Origin of the sequence: Bradyrhizobium sp. CCBAU 45394 (assembly GCF_028128655.1) — a bacterium.
In the GTDB taxonomy this organism is placed as follows: domain Bacteria; phylum Pseudomonadota; class Alphaproteobacteria; order Rhizobiales; family Xanthobacteraceae; genus Bradyrhizobium; species Bradyrhizobium diazoefficiens.
On sequence record NZ_LBIX01000177.1, the window covers coordinates 420,934 to 443,815 of the forward strand.

The following is a 22,882-nucleotide window of genomic DNA, read 5'->3' on the forward strand; positions in this document are numbered from 1 at the left end:
GTGGCGAAGGCCGGCCATTCGCGCATGACCCAGTTGGGTCATGCCTGCGGAATTGCTCGAGAACCCAATGCGCGCAGCACGTTATCCAGAGCCGGTGTCGATTGACAGCGGCGGGCAAGTATCCAAGGATTGTCCGAATATGGACGATTTCTTTCTGGGTGATGCGATTGCGGCGTTTTGATTTCCAGCGATTGGAGCAGTCGAAAGCCCGGTTGGGCGAAGTGGTGCTGGACCCCGGCCAGTGGATACCGCTCATGGAGGACATTTGCTCCGCGGCAGCGACGTCCGGTGCGGGGCTGCTCCAGAGTGATGTCCGGACTTCCGATGTCCCGGTGACGCCTTCGACGAAAGAGGCTTTCCAGGGCTACTTTGCCGCCAATCTTCACGTGGAGGACGTTCGTGCCGTCAGGGGAGTTCCGCTACTGCTTTCCGGCAGGAAGGTTCTGCGCGACCAGGATATCTTCTCCTCCGAGCGAGACATGCTCAAGACTCCCCTCTACAGACATCTCGGACAGCTTGGATTTCAATGGTGGTCGGCGATTTCCTTTTGGGCAGGGCCGGCAATGTGGGCCCTCGCGCTACAGCGCAAGCGTGGGGAAGGAGCCTTCGAAGATGACGACCTGAAGGCGTTTGCGCTGCTCTCGGACGCGCTGACCGAGGCCGCCACGCTCTCCCATGCAGTGGGAAGGCAGGTGTTGCTCGGGTCTTTGAGCGCTTTCGATTCGATCAACGAGCCGGCGCTGTCAATGACCGGCATGGGGCGCGTGCTGGAGATCAATGCGGCGGCGGCCGAAATCTTCGATGCCGACTTCCGCGTCCATAACAACAGATTGTACATGCGAGATGGCAAGGCAACTCGTGCTCTTGACGCGAGGTTGACTAACTCCGATCGGGAGCTCCGTCTTCGCGCCGGCAGCCGCATTGGCGACATCATTGTCGCGCGGCGAGAGACCAAGCGTCCGATCGTCATCAAGCTGTTGCCCGTACCGGGGGCGGCTCGATCGCCATTTCTGGGGGCGAGGTTCATCCTGACGCTCACGGACATGGAGGTCGTCCGCAAATCTGAGATTGAATTGCTCTCGGCAATCTTTGCGCTGACGGCGGCCGAGGCAAAGGTGGCGCGACTGATAGCTGCAGGATGGTCGCCGGAAATGATCGCCGACGACCTGGCGCTGTCCCGCGAAACGGTCCGCAACCAGATCAAGGCGGTCTTCAGCAAAACGGCCACGCATCGACAGAACGAGTTGGCGGCTTTGATCGGTCACATGCGCAATCTCTAGCCGAGATGCTCCTTACCTTTTGAACGCGTTTGACAACGTGGTCATTGCCCGCAACGTGCCCGCTGTTGGCCTGCGGCCAACTCGTCAAGGCAAGCTGACGCCAGTCGCTCCCGAGAGCACAGCGAACATGTCATGCTCTCGTGCCCGATCGGTTTCAGAGCCCCATCCTAGAACTGATACCGCCGCAGCCCCCCATCCACCGGGATCACCGTCCCCGTGATGTACCGCGCCACCGGCGAGGCCAGGAACACCGCGAGTGCCGCGAGATCCTCCGGTTCGCCCCAATAGCCGACCGGGATCTCTTCTTCCGCAAAACGCTCGCGATAATCCGGCGGATAGTTGCGACGGATCTGCTCGCTCATGATGCGGCCGGGCGGGATGCAGTTGATGGTGATGCCGTGCTCGCCGATCTCGCGCGACAGGCCCTTGGCCCAGGCGTGCACGGCGGCCTTCGCGGCAAAGGCGGCGTTCAGGCCTTCCGGCTCGGACTTGCCGGTGATGTTGACGATGCGGCCCCATTTGCGTTCGATCATCTGCGGCAGCAGCGCGTGCGCAATGCGGCGGTAGCTGGTGAAATTCAGCGCGATCGCCTCATCCCATTTGCTGTCGGGCGCATCGACGGGCAGGGGCCGGCTGCCGCCGGCATTGTTGACGAGGATGTCGACATGGCCGAGCTCGCTCACGGCGAAGGCTGCGATCTTCTCCGCGGCGTCCTTGGCCATCACGTCCTGCTCGAGCGGCGTGATCAGCCCGCCGCCGACTTCGCTCACCAGCTCGGCAAGGAGATCGGTCCGCCGCGCCACGCCGACGACGCGCACGCCTTCGGCCGCCAGGCCCTTGGCGATGGCGCGGCCGATGCCGATGCTCGCGCCGGTGACGACAGCGGTTTTCGATTTGAGCCCGAGGTCCATGGTCGCACGCTCTCTCGTTTGCTTTTGCTTGTTGCCGTTTCCTGCCCATCCCTGCCAGGACGAATTGCCTGACCGGGACGAGCAGTGGTAACCAAGAGCCACGTTGAAGGAAACACGAAAAACAAAAGGCGTCGAACGATGGTCTGGGATCCGCAGCAATATCTGAAGTTCTCCGGCCACCGGCTCCGGCCCGCTGTCGACCTCCTGATGCGGATTCCGGATTTCGCGCCGCGCGAGATCGCCGATCTCGGCGCCGGCGCGGGCAACGTCACCAAGCTGATCCGGGAGCGCTGGCCGGATGCGACCGTGACCGGCGTCGAGGGCTCGGCGGAGATGGTTGCCGCCGGCCGCAAGGCGGCGCCGGACGTGCAATGGTCCCATGAAGACCTCGGCCAATGGCGTCCCGCCAAGCCATATGCCCTGATCTATTCCAATGCCGCACTGCACTGGCTGCCCAATCATGCGGCACTGTTTCCCTCGCTGATGGAGAAGGTCGTGCCCGGCGGCATGCTGGCGGTGCAGATGCCGCGCAACTTTCTGGCGCCTTCACACGTGCTGATCGGCGAGACCGCGCTGAACGGACCGTGGCGCTCAAAGGTCGAGCATCTCGTCACCCCGCCGCCGGTCGAGGGGCCGGCCTTCTATCATGATCTTCTTGCGCCGATGTCCGTCAATATCGACATCTGGGAGACCGAATATCTTCAGGTGCTCGAAGGCGAGAACCCCGTGAAGGAATGGACCAAGGGGACCTGGCTGACGCGCTATCTCGACGTGCTCGCGGGCGACGAGAAGGCTGCCTTTGAGGCGGCCTATGGGATGCGGGTTGCGAAGGCGTATCCGAAGAATGCGGCGGGGCAGACGCTGTTCCCGTTCCGGCGTCTGTTCATGGTCGCCCAGCGCAAGGGCTGAGGGCATTGCCGCAATGCGACATAAGCGTTCATCGTGTCTTGCGGCGTGACATCAGACCTTCATGGTGAGGAGCCCGCCAAAGCGGGCGTCTCGCACCATGCAGGCCGAGCACCTTCGGTAAGCCTCGGATCTCATATGCGGTAGCCCGGGAGAGGGGCCAGCCCCGGGTTGCGCGTTCAGTGGCGGACAAGCTAGCTTGGCTGCGGGAAAATTGGGCTTAGGTCTAGTTGTTCGGCTGGCGGATTGCTGCCACTACTGGCCTGCAAAACAAAAAGAACCCGGTTTCCTAGGGGTATTGGGGAGGTCATCCATGCGCAAACTGCTTCTTGCGGTCGCAGCGGCCACGTTTGCTTTGGCTCCGGCGATTGCCCAGGCCCAGAGTCCCATTGTCATCAAGTTCAGCCATGTCGTCGCCAACGACACCCCGAAGGGCAAGGGTGCGCTGAAGTTCAAGGAGCTCGCCGAGAAGTACACCGACGGCAAGGTCAAGATCGAAGTCTATCCGAACTCCTCGCTCTACAAGGACAAGGAGGAGATCGAGGCGCTCCAGCTCGGCTCGGTGCAGATGCTCGCGCCCTCGACCGCGAAATTCGCGCCGCTCGGGATCAAGGAATTCGAGGCACTCGACCTGCCCTGGCTGTTCAAGGACGACGAGACCTATGCCAATGCGATGAAGGGCACGGTCGGCAAGTGGCTGTTCCAGAAGCTGGAGGCCAAGGGCATCACCGGCCTCGCCTATTGGGACAACGGCTTCCACATGGTGTCGTCGAATCGGTCGCTGATGAAGCCGGAGGATTTCAAGGGCCTGAAATTCCGCATCTCCGGATCGAAGATCGCGGACCAGTACTTCCGCCTGATGGGTTCGATCCCGCAGATCATGGCGTTCTCCGAGGTCTACCAGGCGCTGCAGACCGGCGTGGTCGACGGCTGCGAGAATACCGCGTCCAACTACTGGACGCAGAAGTTCTACGAGGTGCAGAAGGACATCACCGTGTCCTATCATGCCCATCTGCAATATGCGGTCATCGTCAACTCCAAGTTCTGGTCCGGCCTGCCGCCCGACATTCGCGCCCAGCTCGAGAAGGCGATGAACGAGGCGACCGACTACACCAATTCGATCGCGCGCCAGGAGAACGAGGACGCGCTCGCCGAGATCAAGAAGGCGGGCAAGACCACGCTGCATTATCTCACTGACGCCGATCGCAAGGCGTGGCAGGAAGCAATGCAGCCGACTTACAAATGGGCCAAGGGGCGGGTCGGGCAGGAAGTGCTCGATCTCGTCGCCAAGGAACTCGACGTCAAGATGAACTGACGCGATTTCCGGAGGAATCATACAAACGGTCGGGAGTGTGTGCGCTCCCGGCCGTTTCGCATCGGTAGGGGGACCTTGATTTGCTTCGCGTGCTCAATCAGGCGCTTAATCATCTCGAAGAATGGTTGATCGCGACGCTCATTGCGGCCGCAACCGGCCTGATCTTCATCGCGGTCATGCATCGCTATGGCGCGGGCGAGTCGATCGTCCTGTCGCGCTGGGCGACCGCGCACGGGATGACCTGGCTCGCGACGCTGTCGATGACGGTGTTCACCTTCCTGTCCGAGCTCGATCTGTCATGGGCGCAGGAACTCTGCATCTACATGTTCATCTGGATGGCGAAGTTCGGCGCGGCCTATGGCGTGCGCACCGGCATCCATGTCGGCGTCGACCTGCTCGTCAACCGCCTGCCCGAACATTCGCGCAAGCACGTGATCCTGTTCGCGCTGCTCTGCGGCGCGCTGTTCACCGGCATGATCGCCGCCTTCGGCGCCTCCTTCGTGAAGGAGATGTTCCACACCGGGCAGCAGTCCAACGATCTGGAAGCGCCGATGTGGTTCGTCTATCTGGCGATCCCGCTCGGCTCCGGCCTGATGTGCTTCCGCTTCCTCCAGGTCTCATGGTTCTACTACTGGACCGGCGAGCTGCCGCACCACGACGAGACTCATGTCGAAGGCGTGGAGGCCGACGTCTCGCCCGCGCTGCATCCGCAGCCCGCCGGCGCCGAGACCAAAGCCGCCGCGCGAAAAGTGTCGCCGCTCGGCGTCATCCTGATCCTGGCGCCGATCCTGATCTTCGCCATGTGCCTCGCCGAGAAGTTCGGCGTGGTGCTGCTGCCGCACTGGATGCGGGCCGCGACCGTCTTCGCGCTGCTGATCGCGCTGATGCTGACCGGCATCCCGGTCTCGATCGCGCTCGGCCTCACCGTGATGACGTTCCTGTTCACGCTGACCACGGTGCCGATCGAGGCGGTCTCGATGAAGCTCTTCACGGGCATCGAGGGCTTCGAGATCATGGCGATCCCGTTCTTCATCCTCGCCGGCAATTTCCTCACCCATGGCGGCGTCGCGCGCCGCATGATCAATTTCGCGACCTCGCTGATCGGCCACTGGCACGGCGGTCTCGGCCTTGCCGGCATCGTCGCCTGCGCGATGTTCGCGCTGGTCTGCGGCTCGAGCGTCGCGACCGTCGCCGCGATCGGCGCGATCGTGCTGCCCGAGATGGTCCGCCACGGCTATCCCATGCATTTCGGCGCCGGCATCATCACGGTCGCGGGTTCGCTCGGCATCCTGATGCTGCCGTCGATCCCGAAGATCGTCTACGCCGTCTCCACCAATACCTCGATCGGCGCGCTGTTCGTCGCGGGCCTCTTGCCCGGCATCATGCTGACGACGATGCTCTGCATCGTCACCTGGTGGCTCGCGCGCAAGCGCGACTATCCGCGGATGCCGAAGGCGAGCTGGGGCGAGACCGTCCGCACCTTCCGCGAGAGCATCTGGGGATTGATGCTGGTCGTCATCATCATCGGCGGCATCTACAGCGGCCTGTTCACCGCCACCGAGGCGGCGGCGATGGCTGCGGTCTACTCCTTCGTCATCGCGGTGTTCGTGTACAAGGCCATCGGGCTGAAGGACGTGCCGCGGGTGCTGCTCCGTGCCGCCAACACCAGCGCGATGCTGCTCTACATCGTCACCAACGCGGTGCTGTTCTCCTTCGTGCTCTCCAACGAGAACCTGCCGGCGACGCTTGCCGACTGGATCGCCGCGCAGAACCTCGGCTGGGTCGGCTTCCTGCTGGTGGTCAACGTGCTGCTGCTGCTCGCCGGCAACTTCATGGAGCCGAACTCCATCATCCTGATCATGGCGCCAATCCTGGCGCCGGCGGCCAAGAAGCTCGGCATCGACCTCGTGCATTTCGGCATCGTGATGGACGTCAACATGGAGGTCGGCCTTTGCCATCCGCCTGTCGGCCTCAACCTCTATGTCGCCTCGATGATCGCACGAATGCGAATAACCGAGCTCGCGGTCGCGGTGCTGCCGTGGCTGATCACCATGCTCGGCTTCCTCGTCATCGTGACCTACTGGCCCGATTTGACGCTGTGGCTGCCGCGGGTGCTGGGGATGCATTAGCGAGGGCGGCGAATTCGGTCCCTCTCCTGTGGGAGAGGGTGTCTTCGCGAAGCCCGTGCGGCCTCCGCCAATGATGGCAATCACCCGCGAGATGCGGTTAGATGCGCGCAACAGGCCGGAGGAAACCAAAATGACTGAACTCAGCCGCTCGCCCAAGGACGCGACGCCGTCCGTCATCGCGCAGCAAACGGCGATGCTGAATGCGCTGCCGTTTTCCGACACGCGGGATTTCGACGATGCCGCGCGCGGCTTTCTCGGCACGATCGAGAATGCGGCGATCACCAACCCGCAGGGGCGGACGGTCTGGAGCCTCGAGCCCTACGGTTTTCTCTCGGCCGACGAAGCGCCACCCACGGTCAATCCCAGCCTGTGGCGGCAGTCGCGCCTCAACATGCAGCATGGGCTGTTCGAGGTGGTGCCCGGCGTCTACCAGGTGCGCGGGCTCGACATCGCCAACATGACGCTGATCGAGGGCGACAGCGGCGTCATCGTCGTGGACACGCTGACCTCGATCGAAGGCGCGCGCGCCGCGCTCGATCTCTATTTCAGGCATCGCGGCATGAAGCCGGTGGCCGCCGTCATCTTCACCCATACCCACACCGACCACTGGGGCGGCGCGCGCGGCGTGCTGGAGGAGGACGCGCTCGCCACGGGACGCGTGCCGATCATCGCGCCGAACCTGTTCATGGAGCACGCCGTCTCCGAGAACATCATCGCGGGACCGGCTATGCTGCGCCGGGCGCAATATCAGTTCGGCCCGTTCCTCGCCAAGGGCGTGCGCGGGCAGGTCGATTGCGGGCTCGGCAAGTCGATGGCGGCGGGCTCGGTCGCGCTGCTGCGCCCGACCGATCTGATCATGGCGACCGGCGACAGGCGCGTGATCGACGGCGTCGAATTCGAATTCCAGATGGCGCCGAACAGCGAGGCGCCGGCGGAGATGCATTTCTTCGTTCCGCGCTACAAGCTGTTGAACCTCGCGGAAAACTGCACCCACAATTTCCACAATCTGCTGCCGTTCCGCGGCGCCGACGTGCGCGATGCGCTGGCCTGGTCGAAATACCTGGGCGAGGCCCTGCGGCTGTGGGACGGCAAGGCGGAGGCGATGTGCGGCCAGCATCACTGGCCGGTGTGGGGCCGCGAGCGCATCGGCATCATGATCCGGCAGCAGCGCGATCTCTACAAGTTCGCGCATGACCAGACCATCCGCCTGATGAACCATGGCCTGACCGCCGCCGAGATCGCCGAAACGATCCAGCTGCCGAAGAGCCTGGAGGGCGCCTGGCACGGCCGTGGCTATTACGGCCACATTCGCCACAATGTGAAGGCGATCTACCAGAAATATCTCGGCTGGTACGACGCCAATCCGGTCAATCTCGATCCGCTGCCGCCGGTCGCCTCGGGCAAGAAATATGTCGAGTACATGGGCGGCGCCGACGCGATTCTCGCGCGCGCTCGGACGGACTTCGACAAGGGCGAATTCCGCTTCGTCGCGCAGGCGCTCGGCCATCTCGTCTTCGCCGAGCCTGACAACGCGGCGGCACGTCACCTGCTGGCCGATACGCTGGAGCAGCTCGGCTACGCCGCCGAGAGCGCGACCTGGCGCAACGCCTATCTGTTCGGCGCCCAGGAGTTGCGCCAGGGCATGCCGAAGGCCCCACCGCGTCCGCCGATGCCGCGCGAGACGCTGGCGGCGCTGCGCACCGAACAGCTCTGGGACGTGCTCGGTATCCGCCTCAACGGCCCGAAGGCGGAAGGCAAGCACATCGTGCTGAACTGGCGCTTCTCCGACACCGGCGAGATCTTCGTGCTCAACCTGGAAAACTGCGCGCTCACCTATAGCGAGGGCGTGCAGGCGGAAAACGCCGACGCGAGCTTCACGCTGGCGCGCGCGACGCTCGACGAGGTGATCGCGAAGCTGACGAGCTTTCCGGAGGCGGTCGCCGCCGGCAAGGTCCAGCTCGCCGGCAACCCGATGCGGCTGGCCGAGCTGATGGGCCTGATGGACGAGTTTCCACGCATGTTCGAGATCGTGGAGCCGAAGCGGGCGGTGGTGGGGTAGGCGAGTGCGCCGTTGATTCCGTTCTTCCCTTCTCCCCTTGTGGGAGAAGGTGGCGCGAAGCGCCGGATGAGGGGTCTCTTTCCGCGGGAATGCCTTCGGGTGTGGAGGCAACCCCTCACCCAAACGAGTTTGAGGCTTGGCTGTCGCAGCCCTCTCCCACAAGGGGAGAGGGCACTTCGACTGGCAGCGGCGTAGAAGTGCTACTCCGCGCTGCTCACCAGCTTGATCTTCGGTGCCTGCGCTTCCGTCAGGCTGCGATAGGCCGCGAGGTAGTCCAGCGCCATTCGCCGTGCCGTGAAGCGCTTTTCGAACTGCTTGCGGATCGCCGCGCGGTCCAGTTGCGGAAGGCGCTTGACGACGCCGGCGGCGCTGATGATGTCCTCGACGACGAAGCCGGTCAGGCCCTCGTCGATGATCTCCGGCACCGAGCCGCGGTTGAAGGCGACGACCGGCGTTCCGCAGGCCATGGCTTCGATCATCACGAGGCCGAACGGCTCGGGCCAGTCGATCGGCAGCAGAAGTCCGAGCGCACCGCTCAAGAATTCCGACTTCTCGTGATCGCTGATCTCGCCGATGAACTCCACCAGCGGATTGTTCGCGATCATCGGCCGGATCAGCTCGTCGTAATAATCCTGGTCGGCGCGATCGACCTTGGCCGCGATCTTCAGCGGGATGCCGCAATGGGTCGCGATCTTGATGGCGCGGTCGACGCCCTTCTCCGGCGCGATGCGGCCGAGCACGGCGAGATATTCCTGCCTGGCCGGCTTCGGCGTCAGCAAGTTCTCCGGCAGGCCGTGATGGATCGTCGTCACCCAGTTCGCCTGCGGCACCGGCCGCCGCTGGGCATTCGAGATCGAGATCACCGGCATCTTGGAGAAGATGTTGAACACCGGCTGATGCTCCGGCAGGTCGAGCCGGCCGTGCAGCGTGGTCAGGAACGGTGTGGGCTGCCGGTGGAACAGCGACCACGGATAATAATCGAGATGGAAGTGGAGGAAGTCGAACTCCTCGTCGTCACATTTCTGCCGCACGCGCTCCAGCAGCACCATGTGCAACGCGTTGGGATCGCGCACGGAACCGTCGAGGCGAAGCGCCCGCGGCCAGAGGGCGTCCAGCTTCGCCGACGTCTGCGAGTCGCCGCTGGCGAACAGCGTCACGTCATGTCCCAGGGCCACCAGCTCTTCCGTCAACCAATGCACCACCCGCTCGGTGCCGCCATACAGCTTGGGTGGAACAGCCTCCGTCAACGGAGCTACCTGCGCGATGCGCATCTCGCCTTCTCCTCTGCGATCATGAACGTTGGAAACCCCCAACCTGTACGGCACCGGCCATGCCAGCGAAGGGAACGTTCCCGCACTTGCGAAGTTCCTCTCAACAAACGTTACATATTCGACACATCGCGCGCCTGTCTCGATGCTGCCATCTCCTCTTCGCAGATCGTCCGCATCCGCATGTCGTGATCGCCTGGCCCGGAACCCGGGCGAAGCGGTCGATGTTCAGTCGGCTGGTACAAAAAAACTCTAATCAACACGACGGGGCGATAGCCATATGGATCATCTTTCTGGATACGCGCGCAGGCCATTCGCCTTTGTCTTGCGCTATCTTCGGCGACGGCTTGCCTCGCACCTGGTGATCCTGACCGCTGTTGTCGCAGCCGTTGCCTGCTCGGTAGGCACGCAGTATGGCGTCAAATCCCTGGTCGACAGCCTGTCGGCGGGAACCGCGCATGGCGGCAGCGTATGGCTGGCATTCATTCTGCTCATGTCGCTGATCGCCGCCGACAACTTCCTGTGGCGGATCGCGAGCTGGACGGCGAGCTTTACGTTCGTTCGCGTCACCGGCGATCTGCGCCGGGACATCTTTCGCCATCTGACCGGACACGCGCCGAGCTACTTCTCCGATCGTATGCCTGGCATGCTGACCAGCCGTATCACGGCAACATCGAACGCGGTGTTCACGGTCGAGAACATGTTCGTCTGGAACGTGCTGCCGCCGTGCATTGCCACAATTGCGGCAATCATGCTGATTGGAACCGTCAGTCCCTACATGGCGCTCGGCCTGATCGTGGTCGCGGGGGGCATGGTGATTGCGATGTTCCATCTGGCCGCGGCCGGCAAGCCGCTGCATGACGACTTTGCCGACAAGGCCGCCGTCGTCGACGGCGAGATGATCGACGTCATCAGCAACATGCCGCTGGTCCGGGCCTTCTGCGGCATCAGCCACGAGCACGAGCGGTTCGATGCGACCGTGAATCGGGAACTCACCGCGCGCGGCCGCAGCCTGCGCTATCTGGAGAAGCTGCGGCTCACGCATGCCGGCGTGACCGTCGTGCTCACCATTGCGCTGATGGCCTGGGCGATCACGCTCTGGCAGGACGGTGAGGCGACGACCGGCGACGTCGTGCTGGTCTGCACCCTCGGCCTGTCCATTCTCAACGCGACGCGCGACCTCGCCGTGGCGCTGGTCGACGTGACCCAGCATGTCGCGCGCCTGACCGAGGCGATCGCGACGCTGCTGGTGCCGCACGACTTGCGCGATCACCCCGAGGCCGAGCCGCTGGTCAAGAGCGGCGCCGCGATCGCGTTCAACAACGTCACCTTCGGCTATCCCGGCGGCGAGAAGATTTTCGAGCGGTTCAGCCTGCGGCTCCAGCCCGGCCAGCGCGTCGGCCTGGTCGGCCAGTCCGGCGGCGGCAAGTCGACGCTGTTCACGCTGCTGCAGCGCTTCTACGACGTGGACGAAGGCAGCGTCACCGTCGACGGCCAGGACATCGCGATGGTGACCCAGCTCAGCCTGCGTGAAGCGATCTCCGTCGTGCCGCAGGACATTTCCCTGTTCCACCGCTCCATTCGCGAGAACATCCGCTACGGCCGGCCGAACGCGACCGACGACGAGGTGCTGCGCGCGGCGATCGCGGCGCGCTGCGATTTCATCGACAGCCTGCCGGAAGGTCTCGACACCATGGTTGGCGACCGCGGCGTCAAGATGTCCGGCGGTCAGCGCCAGCGCATCGCGATCGCACGGGCCTTCCTGAAGGACGCGCCGATCCTGCTGCTGGACGAGGCCACCGCGGCGCTCGACAGCGAATCCGAGGAGGCGATCCGCGAGGCGCTGACGCGCCTGATGCGTGGCCGCACCGTGATCGCGATCGCGCACCGCCTCGCGACCCTGCGCAATTTCGACCGCGTGATCGTATTGAAGGGTGGTAAGATCATCGAGGACGGCTCGCCCGAGCGTCTGATGCAGGGCCATGGGCCCTATCGGGAGCTGGTGACGCAGGAAATGAGCCGGCTCGCGCAAGCCGCCGCGTAAACCCGACAGTCGCGTTCGCGTTGGTTGCGTTTCCAAACAGGCGCAGGGGAGCAGCTCATGGCAGCCGAAGTCGTCACCAAGTTCGTCTCTGTGGCGCGGACCGTGGAGCAGGTCGCGGAGCAGCCGTTCTATATCCCGATGACGGGGCCGTCGGCGCGGCCGCGGCGCTCGCTCAAGCACGACGACACCTTCATCGTGCTCGACAGCCATGGCGACATCGGTGCATCGGCCGGCGGGCCGGACGGCCTGTTTCACCATGACACGCGCTACCTCGCGCGGCTGGAGCTCGTGCTCGACGATCTCCAGCCCCTGCTGCTCGGCTCCAACCTGCGCGACGACAATTCGGCGCTGACCGTCGACCTCACCAACCCCGACATCTACCGTCAGGGCAGCCTCGCGCTGCAAAAGGACCTGCTGCACATCGTGCGCACGATCTTCCTGTGGCGCGGCACCGCCTATCAGCGCATCGGCGTGCAGAACCACGGCGACCGGCCGGCCGGCTTCGAGCTGACGCTGCTGTTCGACAATGATTTTGCCGATCTGTTCGAGGTCCGCGGCGAGCGGCGCCCGCGCCGCGGGACCGGCGCCAGCCGCCTGCTCGGGCCGACCGACGTCCTGTTCGAATATCGCGGCCTCGACGATGCCGAGCGCACCACCGGCCTGCATTTCGACCCGCGTCCGACGCGGCTGTCCGTCAACGCCGCCACCTGGCAGCTCGAGCTCGATCCGCATCAGTCGAAATCGCTGTTCGTGGCTGCGTCCTGCAACCGGCCGGTGGCGGAGAAGCCGACGCGCTTCTTCAGGGGTCTGCTGGCCCACCGCCGCGAGATGCGCCACTCGACCATGGGCGCGGCCAGCATCGAGACCTCCAACAACATCTTCAACGAGGTGCTGTGCCAGGCCATGGCCGACCTCAACATGCTGATGACGGAGACGCCGCAGGGCCGTTATCCCTATGCCGGCATTCCCTGGTACTCGACGACCTTCGGCCGCGACGGCCTGATCACGGCGCTCCAGATGCTCTGGGTGGACCCGCGGGTCGCCAAGGGCGTGCTGCGGCGCCTGGCGCATTTCCAGGCGAAGGCGATCGATCCGCTCGCCGATGCCGCGCCCGGAAAGATCCTGCACGAGATGCGCGGCGGCGAAATGGCGGCGCTGCGCGAGGTGCCGTTCTCGCAATATTACGGCAGCGTGGATTCGACCGCCTTGTTCGTGCTGCTCGCCGGAAGCTATTTCGAGCGCACCGGCGACGAGGCCACGTTGATCGAGCTGTGGCCCGCGATCGAGGCCGGGCTGGCGTGGATCGACGGTCCCGGCGATCCCGATCAGGACGGGTTCGTCGAATACCAGCGCGCGACGGAGAAGGGGTTGGCCAACCAGGGCTGGAAGGATTCCTACGATGCGATCTTCCATGCCGACGGCCGGCTCGCGGAGGGCAATATCGCCCTCGCCGAAGTCCAGGGCTACGTCTATGCGGCCAAGCAGCTTGCCGCGCGTTGTGCGCTGCGGCTCGGCAAGCCGGACCGCGTGCGCAAGCTCGAGGCCGAGGCCAAGGCGCTGGCCGCGCGCTTCGAGCAGGCGTTCTGGTGCGAGGAGCTCGGCACCTACGCGCTTGCCCTCGACGGCGACAAGCGGCCCTGCAAGGTGCGGACCTCGAATGCCGGGCAGATCCTGTTCAGCGGCATGATTCGCGAGGACCGCGCCCGTCTCGTCGCCGCCGACCTGATGCAGCCGCATTTCTTCTCGGGCTGGGGCATCCGCACGGTCGCGCAGGGCGAGGTGCGCTACAATCCGATGTCCTATCATGACGGCTCGATCTGGCCGCACGACAACGCGCTGATTGCGCTCGGGCTCGCGCGCTACGGGCTCAAGCATTCGGTGGCGCATGTTTTCAAGGGGCTGTTCGACGCCGCGACCTACATGGATCTGCGCCGGCTGCCCGAATTGTTCTGCGGCTTCCGGCGGGAGAAGCGGCGCGGTCCGACGCTCTATCCGGTCGCCTGCGCGCCGCAAGCCTGGGCCAGCGCGACGCCGTTCACGCTGCTGGAGGCGGCGCTGGGCATCGAGTTCGACGTGGCGCGCGGCGAGATCCGCCTGCGCAATCCGCATCTGCCGGCGTTTCTGAACGAGGTCATCGTGCGCGATCTGCGTCTGGGCGAGTCCAGCGTGGACCTGCGCGTCAGCCGCCACGGCGAAGACGTGGCGCTGGAGGTATTGCGCACGCGCGGACAGATCCAGGTGTCGATCGTGCTGGCGCGCTGACGGCGCGCCGCGAGGAGGGTTCATGCGTACCGCCGGATGGTTGGCCTTGAGCGTCGCGATCGTCGCGGGATGGACGGTCGCGGTATCGCGTGCCGCGGAGGAACAGCCCGTGGCGCCAAGTACACCGCGAAGCGAAGCGAACGCGCCGGCGACGGCCCAGCCGCCGGCCTCGGCGGTGCAAGTCACGCCGAAGGATGCCGCGCCGCCGCCGTCGGTGACCATCATCGGCGCGAGCGATGCGCACGGCGTGCTCGGCCGCGACGTGCTCAGCGCCGCGAACGAGGACATGGGCCGCATCGTCGACGTCATCGTCGATCGGAGCGGGCACGTGCGTGCCGCCGTGATCGATTTCGGCGGCTTCCTCGGCGTCGGCAGCCGCAAGATCGTGGTGGACTGGAACGCGATGCGGTTCGGCAAGATCGCCAACAAGAAGGACAGCATCACGCTGGAATTGACCAAGGCGCAGGTTGCGGCCGCGCCGGAATACAAGGAAGACACGCCGATGGTGGTGCTCGGCGCATCCGGGAGCCTGCAACCGCTGCAAGCGATTCAGTGAGGCGCGGGGAGGGATGGCCGCCGGTGCTGTTGTCGAGAAAGCCGAACCAAGCAGCCGAGGATTGCGCTCGCGGCGTTGAACAGGACAACGTTGCAGCGCCGTCGGCCGCAGGTCTTCCGGCACCGTCGCGCCGGAGCCTGCGCGGCCTCGACTGGTTCATCTTCTTCCTCGCCGACGTGCAGACCGGCTTCGGCCCCTTCATCGCGGTCTATCTGACGACGGAGAAATGGACGCAGGGCCAGATCGGCCTCGTGCTGTCGATTGGCGGCATCGTCGCCCTGATCGGGCAGATGCCGGGCGGGGCGATCATCGACGCGGCAAAATCCGAGCGGCTGGTCGCCGCCCTTGCCATCGCGACCATCGGCGGCTGCGCGCTCGCCTATGCCGCCATGCCGATCTTCCCCGTGGTCGTGACCGCCGCGACGCTGCATGCGGCGGCGAGCTGCGTGCTGGGCCCGGCGATCGCCGCGATCAGCCTCGGCCTCGTCGGTCCGCTCGCGATCGGCGAGCGGCTCGGCCGCAACGCGCGGTTTGCCTCCCTCGGCAATGGCGTTGCCGCCGCCGTGATGGGCACGGCCGGCTATCTGCTGTCGAGCCGCTCGGTCTTCCTGGTCACGTTCCTGCTCGCGATCCCCACCCTGATCGCGCTGTCGCGCATCCGCGAGGAGGAGGTCGACATCGCGCGCTGCCACGGCGAGATGCCGCGCGAGGCGCAGGATCGCGGCGACACCAATGTCTGGCATCTGATCCGGCAGCGGCCGCTGATCGTCTTCGCGCTCAGTGTGCTGTTGTTGCAGCTCGCAAACGCCGCGATGATGCCGCTGATGGCGAGCGCGGTGACGGCGCGGTCGAGCCAGTGGGCGACGGTGCTGGTCGCCTTTTGCATCGTCGTCCCGCAGGCGATCGTCGCGCTGTTGTCGCCGACCGTCGGGCGCAAGGCGCAAGCGTGGGGCCGCAGGCCGCTGCTGCTGATCGGATTCGGCGCGCTGGTGATCCGCGGCCTGCTGTTCGCGACCGTGCGCGATCCATATCTGCTGGTCGCGGTGCAGGTGTTCGACGGCATCACCGCGGCGGTGTTCGCGGTGATGATTCCGCTGATCGTCGCCGACGTCGCCTTCGGCAGCGGTCACTTCAATCTGGCGCAGGGCATCGTCGGCACCGCGACCGGGATCGGTGCGTCGCTGAGCACGGCGCTCGGCGGTTATGTCAGCGACAAGTTCGGCAACGCCACCGCCTTCATCGGCCTGTCCGGCGTTGCCGCGACAGGGCTCCTTTTGATCCTCCTCGTGATGCCGGAGACCCGGCGCACCACGCTCTGAACCGCAAAAGAAATGGCCGGCCGAAACGGGTTCGGCCGGCCAAGTGGGTGGGGAGGAAGACGATCAGGCGTCGAGATTGTGCAGGCGCTGGCGGTTGCGCAGCACGATCTGGCGGGCGCCGGAGAAGCCGAGAATGCCCTGGGTGTGAAGCTGCGACAGCGCGCGCGACACGGTTTCGAGGGTGAGGCCGAGATAGTCGCCGATATCGCGGCGGCACATCGGCAGCGCCATCATGCCGGCAACGGCGAGACGGCGGTCCATTTCGAGCAGGAAGGTCGCGACGCGCTCCATCGCGGTCTTGCGGCCGAGCAGCAGCATGTGATCCTCGGCGTGGCGAAGTTCGCCGGCGGTCATCGCCCAGAGCTTGCGGGCAACCTGCACGTCGATGCCGGCGGCCTTCTCGAGGCTCGAGCGTTTCACGAGGCGCACGCTGGTGTCGATGATGGCTTCGGCGGCAAGACGGTGGCTGGGGCCGGATTCGAGGCCGAACACGTCGCCGGGAAGATGGAAGGCGCCGATCTGGCGGCGGCCGTCGGAGAGAAGCTTGTAGCTGCGCACGGCCCCGGTGACGACCTGGTAGACATATTCGGCCGGCTCGTCCTCGCCATAGATCTCCTCGTCCTTGCGGTAGGAGAATTCGGTGGCGACGAGGCCAACATGGCCCGTGATCGCACCGAACTGGTCGGACACCTGATGGGGCGGGGCAATCTTGCCACCGATTTGGGTGTTGATCACCTGGGTCTTGAGTGTCTGGGTCAGCATCTGCGCCATCTCCGTTGTGATGACGCATTGGTACGCGGTATCGGGAGGTTCGAAAATTTCGAGCGATATCTTAAGGGGGGTGCCTTACGTAGAACCCCGTAGGTCACGCCCGAGGCCGGTCCTGGATGGCGCGGCGGATACGCTTGAGCAGGTTTTCGTCGAGAAGCGGCTTCAAAACCACGTCTTTTACGCCGGCCGCGGCGGCCCGGGTCGAGATGTTTTCGTCCGGATAGCCGGTGATCAGGATCACGGGCGTTTCGCCGTCCGATTTACGCAGGCGGCTGGCGAGCTCGATTCCATTGATGTCGGGCATCTTGTAGTCGATCACGTAGCAGTCGGCCCCGGGCGCGCCGCCGGCATTGAGCAGCGCCGTGCCGCTCCTGAAGGTCCGCACGGCAAAGCCGTCGGTTTCCAGCAGGAACCGCAGGGATCCCAGGACTGCGGCGTCATCATCGACCACAAAGACGGTGGGTTTTGTGGAGGACGGCAGCCGCTCGTGATGTGAACTGACCTCGATCATGCTGCATGGCTAGCACAGCATCCGGCAAGGGCCTTGACTTGGCTCAATCGTTGAGCATGCCGGCGCGCATCGCGAGGCGAACCAGCTCCGAAAGGCTGTTGGCCTGCATCTTGGTCATGACGTTGGCCCGATACACCTCGATGGTGCGCGGGCTGATGTCGTACTCGCGGGCGATCAGCTTGTTGGAAAGGCCGGCGATCAGCCCTTCCATGACCTGGCGCTCCCTGGGGCTCAACGAGGCGACGCGGGCGGCGATATCCTGCGCGACGGCCTCGCTCTTGGCGGCCGGCTCGGCCTGGCGGATCGCCGATTCGATCATGGCGGTGAGGCGGTCGTCCTCGAAAGGCTTTTCCAGAAAGTCGACCGCCCCTAACTTCATCGCCTCGACCGCGAGCGGCACGTCGCCGTGACCGGTCATGATGAGGATCGGAAAGGGGCTTTGCTGCGCCTTCATCCGCTTCAACAGCTCGATGCCGTCAAGGCCCGGCATGCGCACGTCGGAGACGACGCAGCCGAAGGAGAGACCCGGCAGGGCGTCGAGAAAGGCTTGCGCGTCGTCAAACAGCGTGACGCCGAAGCCGGCAGAATCCAGCAGGAAATTCAGCGAATCCCGCATCGCCGCGTCGTCGTCGATGACGTAGATATGTCCCTTGGTCGTCATGCATCAATTCTCGTCGGCTGCCGGGAGGGTGAAGCGGAAGGTCGCCCCGCCCGATGCGTTGCTCTCGGCCCACATGCGCCCGCCGTGAGCTTCGATGATCGAGCGGCTGATGGACAGTCCCACGCCCATGCCGGTGTCCTTGGTGGTGAAGAAAGTCTGAAACAGGTTCGGAATGACGTCGTCCTGGAAACCGCTGCCGGTGTCGGACACTTCGACCTCGATCATGTCGTCGGCGGCGGGGGTGTTGGTGACGACGAGCTCGCGTCGCTGCGACTGAGCCATCGCTTCCAGCGCGTTGCGGAACAGGTTGACCAGGACCTGCTGGATCTGCACCCGGTCGGCGAGAACGAGATCGGCGCCCGGATCGAGACTGAAGCGGAGCTGCACGTTCTGCTCGCGCGCGCCGGCAAGCCCGAGCGCGCCGGCCTCCTCGATCAGCTTGGAGAGACTCTCGACCCGCTTCTCCGATTCGCCGCGGGCAACGAAGTCGCGCAGGCGCCGGATGATCTGGCCGGCGCGCAGCGCCTGCTCGGCGGCGCGGTCCAGGGCGCTTTCGACCTTCGGTGTGTTCGGATCACTGCTGCCGGCAAGCAGCCGCCGCGAGCCCTTCATGTAGTTGCTGATCGCCGCCAGCGGCTGGTTGAGCTCGTGCGCGAGCGCGGACGCCATTTCGCCCATGGCGCTCAGCCTGGAGACGTGGACGAGCTCGGATTGCAGTTCCTGGAGACGCGCCTGGGTCTGCTGGTGCTCGGTGAGATCGCGGACGAAACCGGTAAAATAGGGCTCGCCGCCGGACTGCATCTCGCCGATCGACAGGTGCATCGGGAAGGTGGTGCCGTCGCGGCGCTTGCCGGTCACGATGCGCCCGATGCCGATGATGTGGGGATCGCTCGTGGTGCGGTAACGCGAAATGTAGCTGTCATGCCGGGAGCGGTCGGGCTCCGGCATCAGGATGTTGACGTTCTGGCCGATCGCCTCGAGCTCGGACCAGCCGAACAGGCGCTCGGCGGCGGTGCTGAACAGCTGGATGATGCCGTGGCCGTCGATGACGATCATGGCGTCGGGAATTGTGTGGAGGATCGAGCGGAGGTGGTTCTCGCGGGTACGGAGCGCACCCTCGACCTGCTTCTCCTCGTCGATATCGAGAAAGATGCCGCTGAGATGGCGGGCGGTGCCGGCTTCGTCCCGAATGAGTCCGGCCCGGGCGCGAATCCACTGTCCTGCGTTGGAGGTGCCGGCGACCCTGAAGGACACGTCGAAGCCGCCACCGCGTTCGGAGACGCGCTTGATCGCGCTCTCCACGCGCTCGCGGTCGTCGGGCTCGAGGCGTGACAGGAAGAGGTCGTAGCTCGCCGGCTGGTCCTGCCCGATTCCGAGCAGGGTCCGCGCGGTATCCGACCAGTCCAGCGCCCAGGTCTTGAGGTCGAGATCCCAGGTGCCGACGCCGAATCCCTCGATCCTGACCCGGAAATGCTCGCCCCGGCCGTCATCCGGCGGATGCGTTACGCGGGTCGGCGCCAAGGTGTCACTCCCATTCTCGTGCCACGGGCCCAGGTGCCGCAACCACGGCGGTAATTTCGCTCAAGCCCGGGCCGGAGGCAAGTTCGGATGTTTGATTCCATTGGCGTAATGCCGGTGGTCCCGGGTGGGCGACGGTTTGATCTATCTCATCCTGCCTCGCGCCGGCACAGCTAGATTTCATAGCAGTTCATTGCCCGGAGAATTCTAATGACATACGCGACCGTGATGGTCAGCTTGGCGCTCGACCAGTCCAACGAGGCGCGTCTTCAGGTCGCGGGCGAGCTCGCCGAGCGATTCGAGGCCGCCATCGTCGGGGTTGCCGCGGCGCAGTTCGCCCCGCCGCTCTATTTCACCGACGGCGCCGCCGCCCAGGGACTGATCGACGAGGGCGAAGCGTCCGTCAGGCGACGGCTGGCGGCTCTGGAGGCGCAATTCCGCGCGGCCACCAGGAATCGCGGCGGGCATGCCGAGTGGCGCAGCGCCATGGATTTTCCGGCGCGATTCGCCCTGGCGCAGGCGCGCTGCGCCGACATCGTCGTCAGCGGCGGGCAGAGCCCGGCCTTCTCCGACGCTTTCGCGCTCGCAAGCCCCAAGGATCTGGTGATGCAGGCCGGCCGCCCGCTTCTCGTCGTCCCCGATGGGGCCAACTGGCTCGACCTGCGCAGCGTGCTGGTGGCCTGGAAGGATACGCCGGAGGCACGGCGGGCGGTGGCGGACGCGCTGCCGATGCTGCGCAAGGCGAGGGACGTCACCATCGCAGCAATTCCGGAGCGCGACGACGACCGCTCGGCCGTGTTGGCCGGCGTCACCGACGTTGCCGCCTGGCTCGCCCGCCACGGCGTCACCGCGACCGCGCGCGTCTCGGAGGCTGTGGGAGACGAACCCGCCGCCGCGCAACTGGAGCAAGTCGCCGGCGACGTCGGAGCCGGCCTGATCGTGGCGGGCGCCTATGGACATTCGCGGTTTCGCGAGCTGATCCTGGGAGGCGTCACCCAATATCTGGTCACTCAATCCGCCCGTAGCGTGTTGCTGTCGCACTGACGGCCGTTCGGCCAAAAGCTATTCGAGGAGGACGCGCCGTGTACAGATTTCTTGAGCAGACCGTCGACGGCTACATGACGCGCAACGTCAAGACGGTGCAACGTGACATCAACATGCTCGAGCTCAGCGAGATGTTCGAGCGCGACGATTTCAATTCCTATCCGGTCGAGGACGACGGACAGGTGGTCGGCATCGTCACTAAGTTCGACATCCTGAAATGCTTCGCCTTCACGCCGAGCCAGATGCTGCCGCGCTATCATGACCTGATGAGCCGCAAGATCGGCGACGTCATGACGCCGGAGTTCATCTATGTCAGCCCCGACACGCGGCTGACGCGCGTGCTCCAGATCATGGTCGAGCACCGCATCAGGAGCATCATCGTGCTCGACGGCGCGCAGAAGCTCGTCGGCATCATCGCCCGCGAGGACGTCATCGCGGCGCTCAAGGCGACCGCGCGCGACTGACGGGGCCTCCAGTTCCCGCGATTTCAAACTCCGTGATTTCACGGAAGCGATCGGTCGCCGCGCGCGCGGCGCCGGCCGCAGGCGATTGATATGGCTCTCTGATCCGCGAAAGCCTCACATTAACAGAAATCCACCTATCTTGATTTCAATCAATTCCCCGCGAGGGTGAATGTGGTTTCTGGCGCTGTGTTCTTTCAGAGAGAATCCGCATGAGCCAGCCCTCCATCTCCAAATCCATGACCATCGGTGAAAGCGGCCTGGCTGTCGTGTTCGCAGCCACCGCCTTCCTCTGCGTGATCGCCGCGGCCAAGGCGCTCGACGCGCCCTTCGCCTTCCACGCCGCGCTCAGCGCGGCGGCGAGCGTGGCGGCGGTGTTCTGCATCGTCAACCGCTACTTCGAGCGCCCGGCGGCGCTGCCGCCGGCGGAGATCAACGGCCGTCCCAACTACAACATGGGGCCGATCAAGTTCTCCTCCTTCATGGCGATGTTCTGGGGCATTGCCGGCTTCCTCGTCGGCCTCATCATCGCCTCGCAGCTGGCCTGGCCCGCGCTGAACTTCGATCTGCCCTGGATCAGTTTCGGCCGCCTGCGTCCGCTGCACACCTCCGCCGTGATCTTCGCCTTCGGCGGCAACGTGCTGATCGCGACATCCTTCTACGTCGTGCAGAAGTCCTGCCGCGTGCGCCTTGCCGGCGATCTCGCGCCCTGGTTCGTCGTGGTCGGCTACAACTTCTTCATCCTGGTCGCAGGCACCGGCTATCTGCTCGGCGTCACCCAGTCGAAGGAATATGCCGAGCCGGAATGGTATGCCGATCTCTGGCTGACCATCGTCTGGGTGGTCTATCTGCTCGTCTTCCTCGCCACCATCATCAAGCGCAAGGAACCGCACATCTTCGTCGCGAACTGGTTCTATCTGGCCTTCATCGTGACGATCGCGGTGCTGCATCTCGGCAACAACCCCGCGCTTCCCGTCTCGGCGTTCGGCTCGAAGTCCTACGTCGCCTGGGGCGGCATCCAGGATGCGATGTTCCAGTGGTGGTACGGCCATAACGCGGTCGGCTTCTTCCTGACCGCCGGCTTCCTCGCCATCATGTACTACTTCATCCCCAAGCGCGCCGAGCGGCCGATCTACTCCTATCGCCTGTCGATCATCCACTTCTGGGCGCTGATCTTCCTCTACATCTGGGCAGGTCCGCACCATCTGCACTACACGGCGCTGCCCGACTGGACGCAGACGCTCGGCATGACCTTCTCGATCATGCTGTGGATGCCCTCCTGGGGCGGCATGATCAACGGCCTGATGACGCTGTCGGGCGCCTGGGACAAGCTGCGGACCGATCCCGTGCTGCGCATGCTCGTGGTCTCCGTCGCCTTCTACGGCATGTCGACCTTCGAAGGCCCGATGATGTCGATCAAGGTGGTTAACTCGCTCAGCCACTACACCGACTGGACCATCGGCCACGTGCACTCCGGCGCGCTCGGCTGGGTCGGCTTCGTCTCCTTCGGCGCGCTGTACTGCCTGGTGCCGTGGGCCTGGAATCGCAAGGGCCTCTACAGCCTGAAGCTCGTCAACTGGCACTTCTGGGTCGCGACCCTCGGCATCGTTCTCTACATCTCGGCGATGTGGGTGTCCGGCATCCTCCAGGGCCTGATGTGGCGCGCCTACACCTCGCTCGGCTTCCTCGAATATTCCTTCATCGAGACCGTCGAGGCGATGCATCCCTTCTACATCATCCGTGCTGCCGGCGGCGGGCTGTTCCTGATCGGCGCGCTGATCATGGTCTACAATCTCTGGATGACCGTTCGCGTCGGCGAGGCGGAAGTCCAGATGCCCGTCGCTCTTCAGCCGGCGGAATGAGGAGC

Annotated in this window: 18 protein-coding genes and 1 pseudogene; 13 read left to right on the plus strand and 6 right to left on the minus strand. The window is 64.9% G+C overall.

Going from position 1 to position 22,882, the window contains the following annotated elements; all coding sequences use genetic code 11:
- Nucleotides 1-167: 167 nt before the first annotated feature.
- Nucleotides 168-1,280 (plus strand): helix-turn-helix transcriptional regulator, encoded by a 1,113-nt coding sequence (locus WN73_RS42775; protein ID WP_162185824.1) that lies wholly within the window; start codon nucleotides 168-170, stop codon nucleotides 1,278-1,280.
- A 167-nt stretch (nucleotides 1,281-1,447) separates the two neighbouring features.
- On the opposite strand, the gene WN73_RS42780 is transcribed toward WN73_RS42775, so the two are convergent.
- Nucleotides 1,448-2,191 (minus strand): SDR family NAD(P)-dependent oxidoreductase, encoded by a 744-nt coding sequence (locus WN73_RS42780; RefSeq protein ID WP_271558270.1) that lies wholly within the window; start codon nucleotides 2,189-2,191, stop codon nucleotides 1,448-1,450.
- 138 nt (nucleotides 2,192-2,329) lie between these two features.
- On the opposite strand from WN73_RS42780, the gene WN73_RS42785 reads away from it, so the two are divergent.
- The 5 genes and pseudogenes from WN73_RS42785 to WN73_RS42800 all read left to right on the plus strand — a co-directional run bounded on the left by WN73_RS42785 (nucleotide 2,330) and on the right by WN73_RS42800 (nucleotide 8,600).
- The gene (locus WN73_RS42785; protein ID WP_028174750.1) at nucleotides 2,330-3,100 is read left to right on the plus strand and encodes a methyltransferase domain-containing protein; all 771 of its coding nucleotides are present in this window, start codon (nucleotides 2,330-2,332) and stop codon (nucleotides 3,098-3,100) included.
- A 310-nt stretch (nucleotides 3,101-3,410) separates the two neighbouring features.
- Nucleotides 3,411-4,412, plus strand: coding sequence for a DctP family TRAP transporter solute-binding subunit (locus WN73_RS42790; protein WP_028174751.1), 1,002 nt, complete (start codon nucleotides 3,411-3,413; stop codon nucleotides 4,410-4,412).
- A gap of 260 nt (nucleotides 4,413-4,672) precedes the next feature.
- Nucleotides 4,673-5,014, plus strand: a pseudogene (locus tag WN73_RS44450) (TRAP transporter small permease); the annotation flags it as partial.
- A 243-nt stretch (nucleotides 5,015-5,257) separates the two neighbouring features.
- Nucleotides 5,258-6,541 carry a TRAP transporter large permease gene (locus WN73_RS44455; protein ID WP_028174752.1) on the plus strand — a complete coding sequence of 428 codons (1,284 nt, stop codon included), beginning with the start codon at nucleotides 5,258-5,260 and terminating at the stop codon, nucleotides 6,539-6,541.
- A gap of 130 nt (nucleotides 6,542-6,671) precedes the next feature.
- Complete coding sequence (locus WN73_RS42800) at nucleotides 6,672-8,600, plus strand: alkyl/aryl-sulfatase (RefSeq protein ID WP_271558276.1); 1,929 nt, start codon at nucleotides 6,672-6,674, stop codon at nucleotides 8,598-8,600.
- A 200-nt stretch (nucleotides 8,601-8,800) separates the two neighbouring features.
- On the opposite strand, the gene WN73_RS42805 is transcribed toward WN73_RS42800, so the two are convergent.
- A complete protein-coding gene (locus tag WN73_RS42805) occupies nucleotides 8,801-9,871 on the minus strand; it encodes a glycosyltransferase family 4 protein (RefSeq protein ID WP_028174754.1) in 1,071 nt (356 codons plus the stop codon).
- Nucleotides 9,872-10,148: 277 nt separating this feature from the next.
- On the opposite strand from WN73_RS42805, the gene WN73_RS42810 reads away from it, so the two are divergent.
- Genes WN73_RS42810 through WN73_RS42825 form a run of 4 tightly spaced genes read left to right on the plus strand, consistent with a single transcriptional unit; the run spans nucleotide 10,149 to nucleotide 16,049 of the window.
- A complete protein-coding gene (locus WN73_RS42810) occupies nucleotides 10,149-11,912 on the plus strand; it encodes an ABC transporter ATP-binding protein (RefSeq protein WP_011085538.1) in 1,764 nt (587 codons plus the stop codon).
- A gap of 57 nt (nucleotides 11,913-11,969) precedes the next feature.
- A complete protein-coding gene (locus WN73_RS42815) occupies nucleotides 11,970-14,174 on the plus strand; it encodes an amylo-alpha-1,6-glucosidase (protein ID WP_028174755.1) in 2,205 nt (734 codons plus the stop codon).
- A gap of 22 nt (nucleotides 14,175-14,196) precedes the next feature.
- On the plus strand, nucleotides 14,197-14,730 hold the full coding sequence (locus WN73_RS42820; RefSeq protein ID WP_028174756.1) for a PRC-barrel domain-containing protein: 534 nt from the start codon (nucleotides 14,197-14,199) through the stop codon (nucleotides 14,728-14,730).
- A 23-nt stretch (nucleotides 14,731-14,753) separates the two neighbouring features.
- Nucleotides 14,754-16,049, plus strand: coding sequence for an MFS transporter (locus WN73_RS42825; protein ID WP_028174757.1), 1,296 nt, complete (start codon nucleotides 14,754-14,756; stop codon nucleotides 16,047-16,049).
- Between the two features lie 63 nt (nucleotides 16,050-16,112).
- Here the strand turns inward: WN73_RS42825 and WN73_RS42830 are convergent, their stop codons facing one another.
- The 4 genes from WN73_RS42830 to fixL all read right to left on the minus strand — a co-directional run bounded on the left by WN73_RS42830 (nucleotide 16,113) and on the right by fixL (nucleotide 19,513).
- Nucleotides 16,113-16,811 carry a helix-turn-helix domain-containing protein gene (locus tag WN73_RS42830; RefSeq protein ID WP_028174758.1) on the minus strand — a complete coding sequence of 233 codons (699 nt, stop codon included), beginning with the start codon at nucleotides 16,809-16,811 and terminating at the stop codon, nucleotides 16,113-16,115.
- A 103-nt stretch (nucleotides 16,812-16,914) separates the two neighbouring features.
- Nucleotides 16,915-17,331 (minus strand): response regulator, encoded by a 417-nt coding sequence (locus WN73_RS42835; protein ID WP_011085543.1) that lies wholly within the window; start codon nucleotides 17,329-17,331, stop codon nucleotides 16,915-16,917.
- Between the two features lie 43 nt (nucleotides 17,332-17,374).
- The gene (gene fixJ / locus WN73_RS42840) at nucleotides 17,375-17,992 is read right to left on the minus strand and encodes a response regulator FixJ (protein WP_011085544.1); all 618 of its coding nucleotides are present in this window, start codon (nucleotides 17,990-17,992) and stop codon (nucleotides 17,375-17,377) included.
- A gap of 3 nt (nucleotides 17,993-17,995) precedes the next feature.
- A complete protein-coding gene (gene fixL / locus WN73_RS42845; RefSeq protein WP_028174759.1) occupies nucleotides 17,996-19,513 on the minus strand; it encodes a sensor protein FixL in 1,518 nt (505 codons plus the stop codon).
- A gap of 207 nt (nucleotides 19,514-19,720) precedes the next feature.
- On the opposite strand from fixL, the gene WN73_RS42850 reads away from it, so the two are divergent.
- From WN73_RS42850 to ccoN, 3 genes are all read left to right on the plus strand, one after another.
- A complete protein-coding gene (locus WN73_RS42850; RefSeq protein ID WP_028174760.1) occupies nucleotides 19,721-20,554 on the plus strand; it encodes a universal stress protein in 834 nt (277 codons plus the stop codon).
- A 38-nt stretch (nucleotides 20,555-20,592) separates the two neighbouring features.
- A complete protein-coding gene (locus WN73_RS42855; protein WP_028174761.1) occupies nucleotides 20,593-21,018 on the plus strand; it encodes a CBS domain-containing protein in 426 nt (141 codons plus the stop codon).
- 209 nt (nucleotides 21,019-21,227) lie between these two features.
- Nucleotides 21,228-22,877: a cytochrome-c oxidase, cbb3-type subunit I gene (gene ccoN, locus WN73_RS42860; RefSeq protein WP_271558282.1), complete on the plus strand. Its 1,650-nt coding sequence runs from the start codon at nucleotides 21,228-21,230 to the stop codon at nucleotides 22,875-22,877.
- Nucleotides 22,878-22,882: the final 5 nt, after the last annotated feature.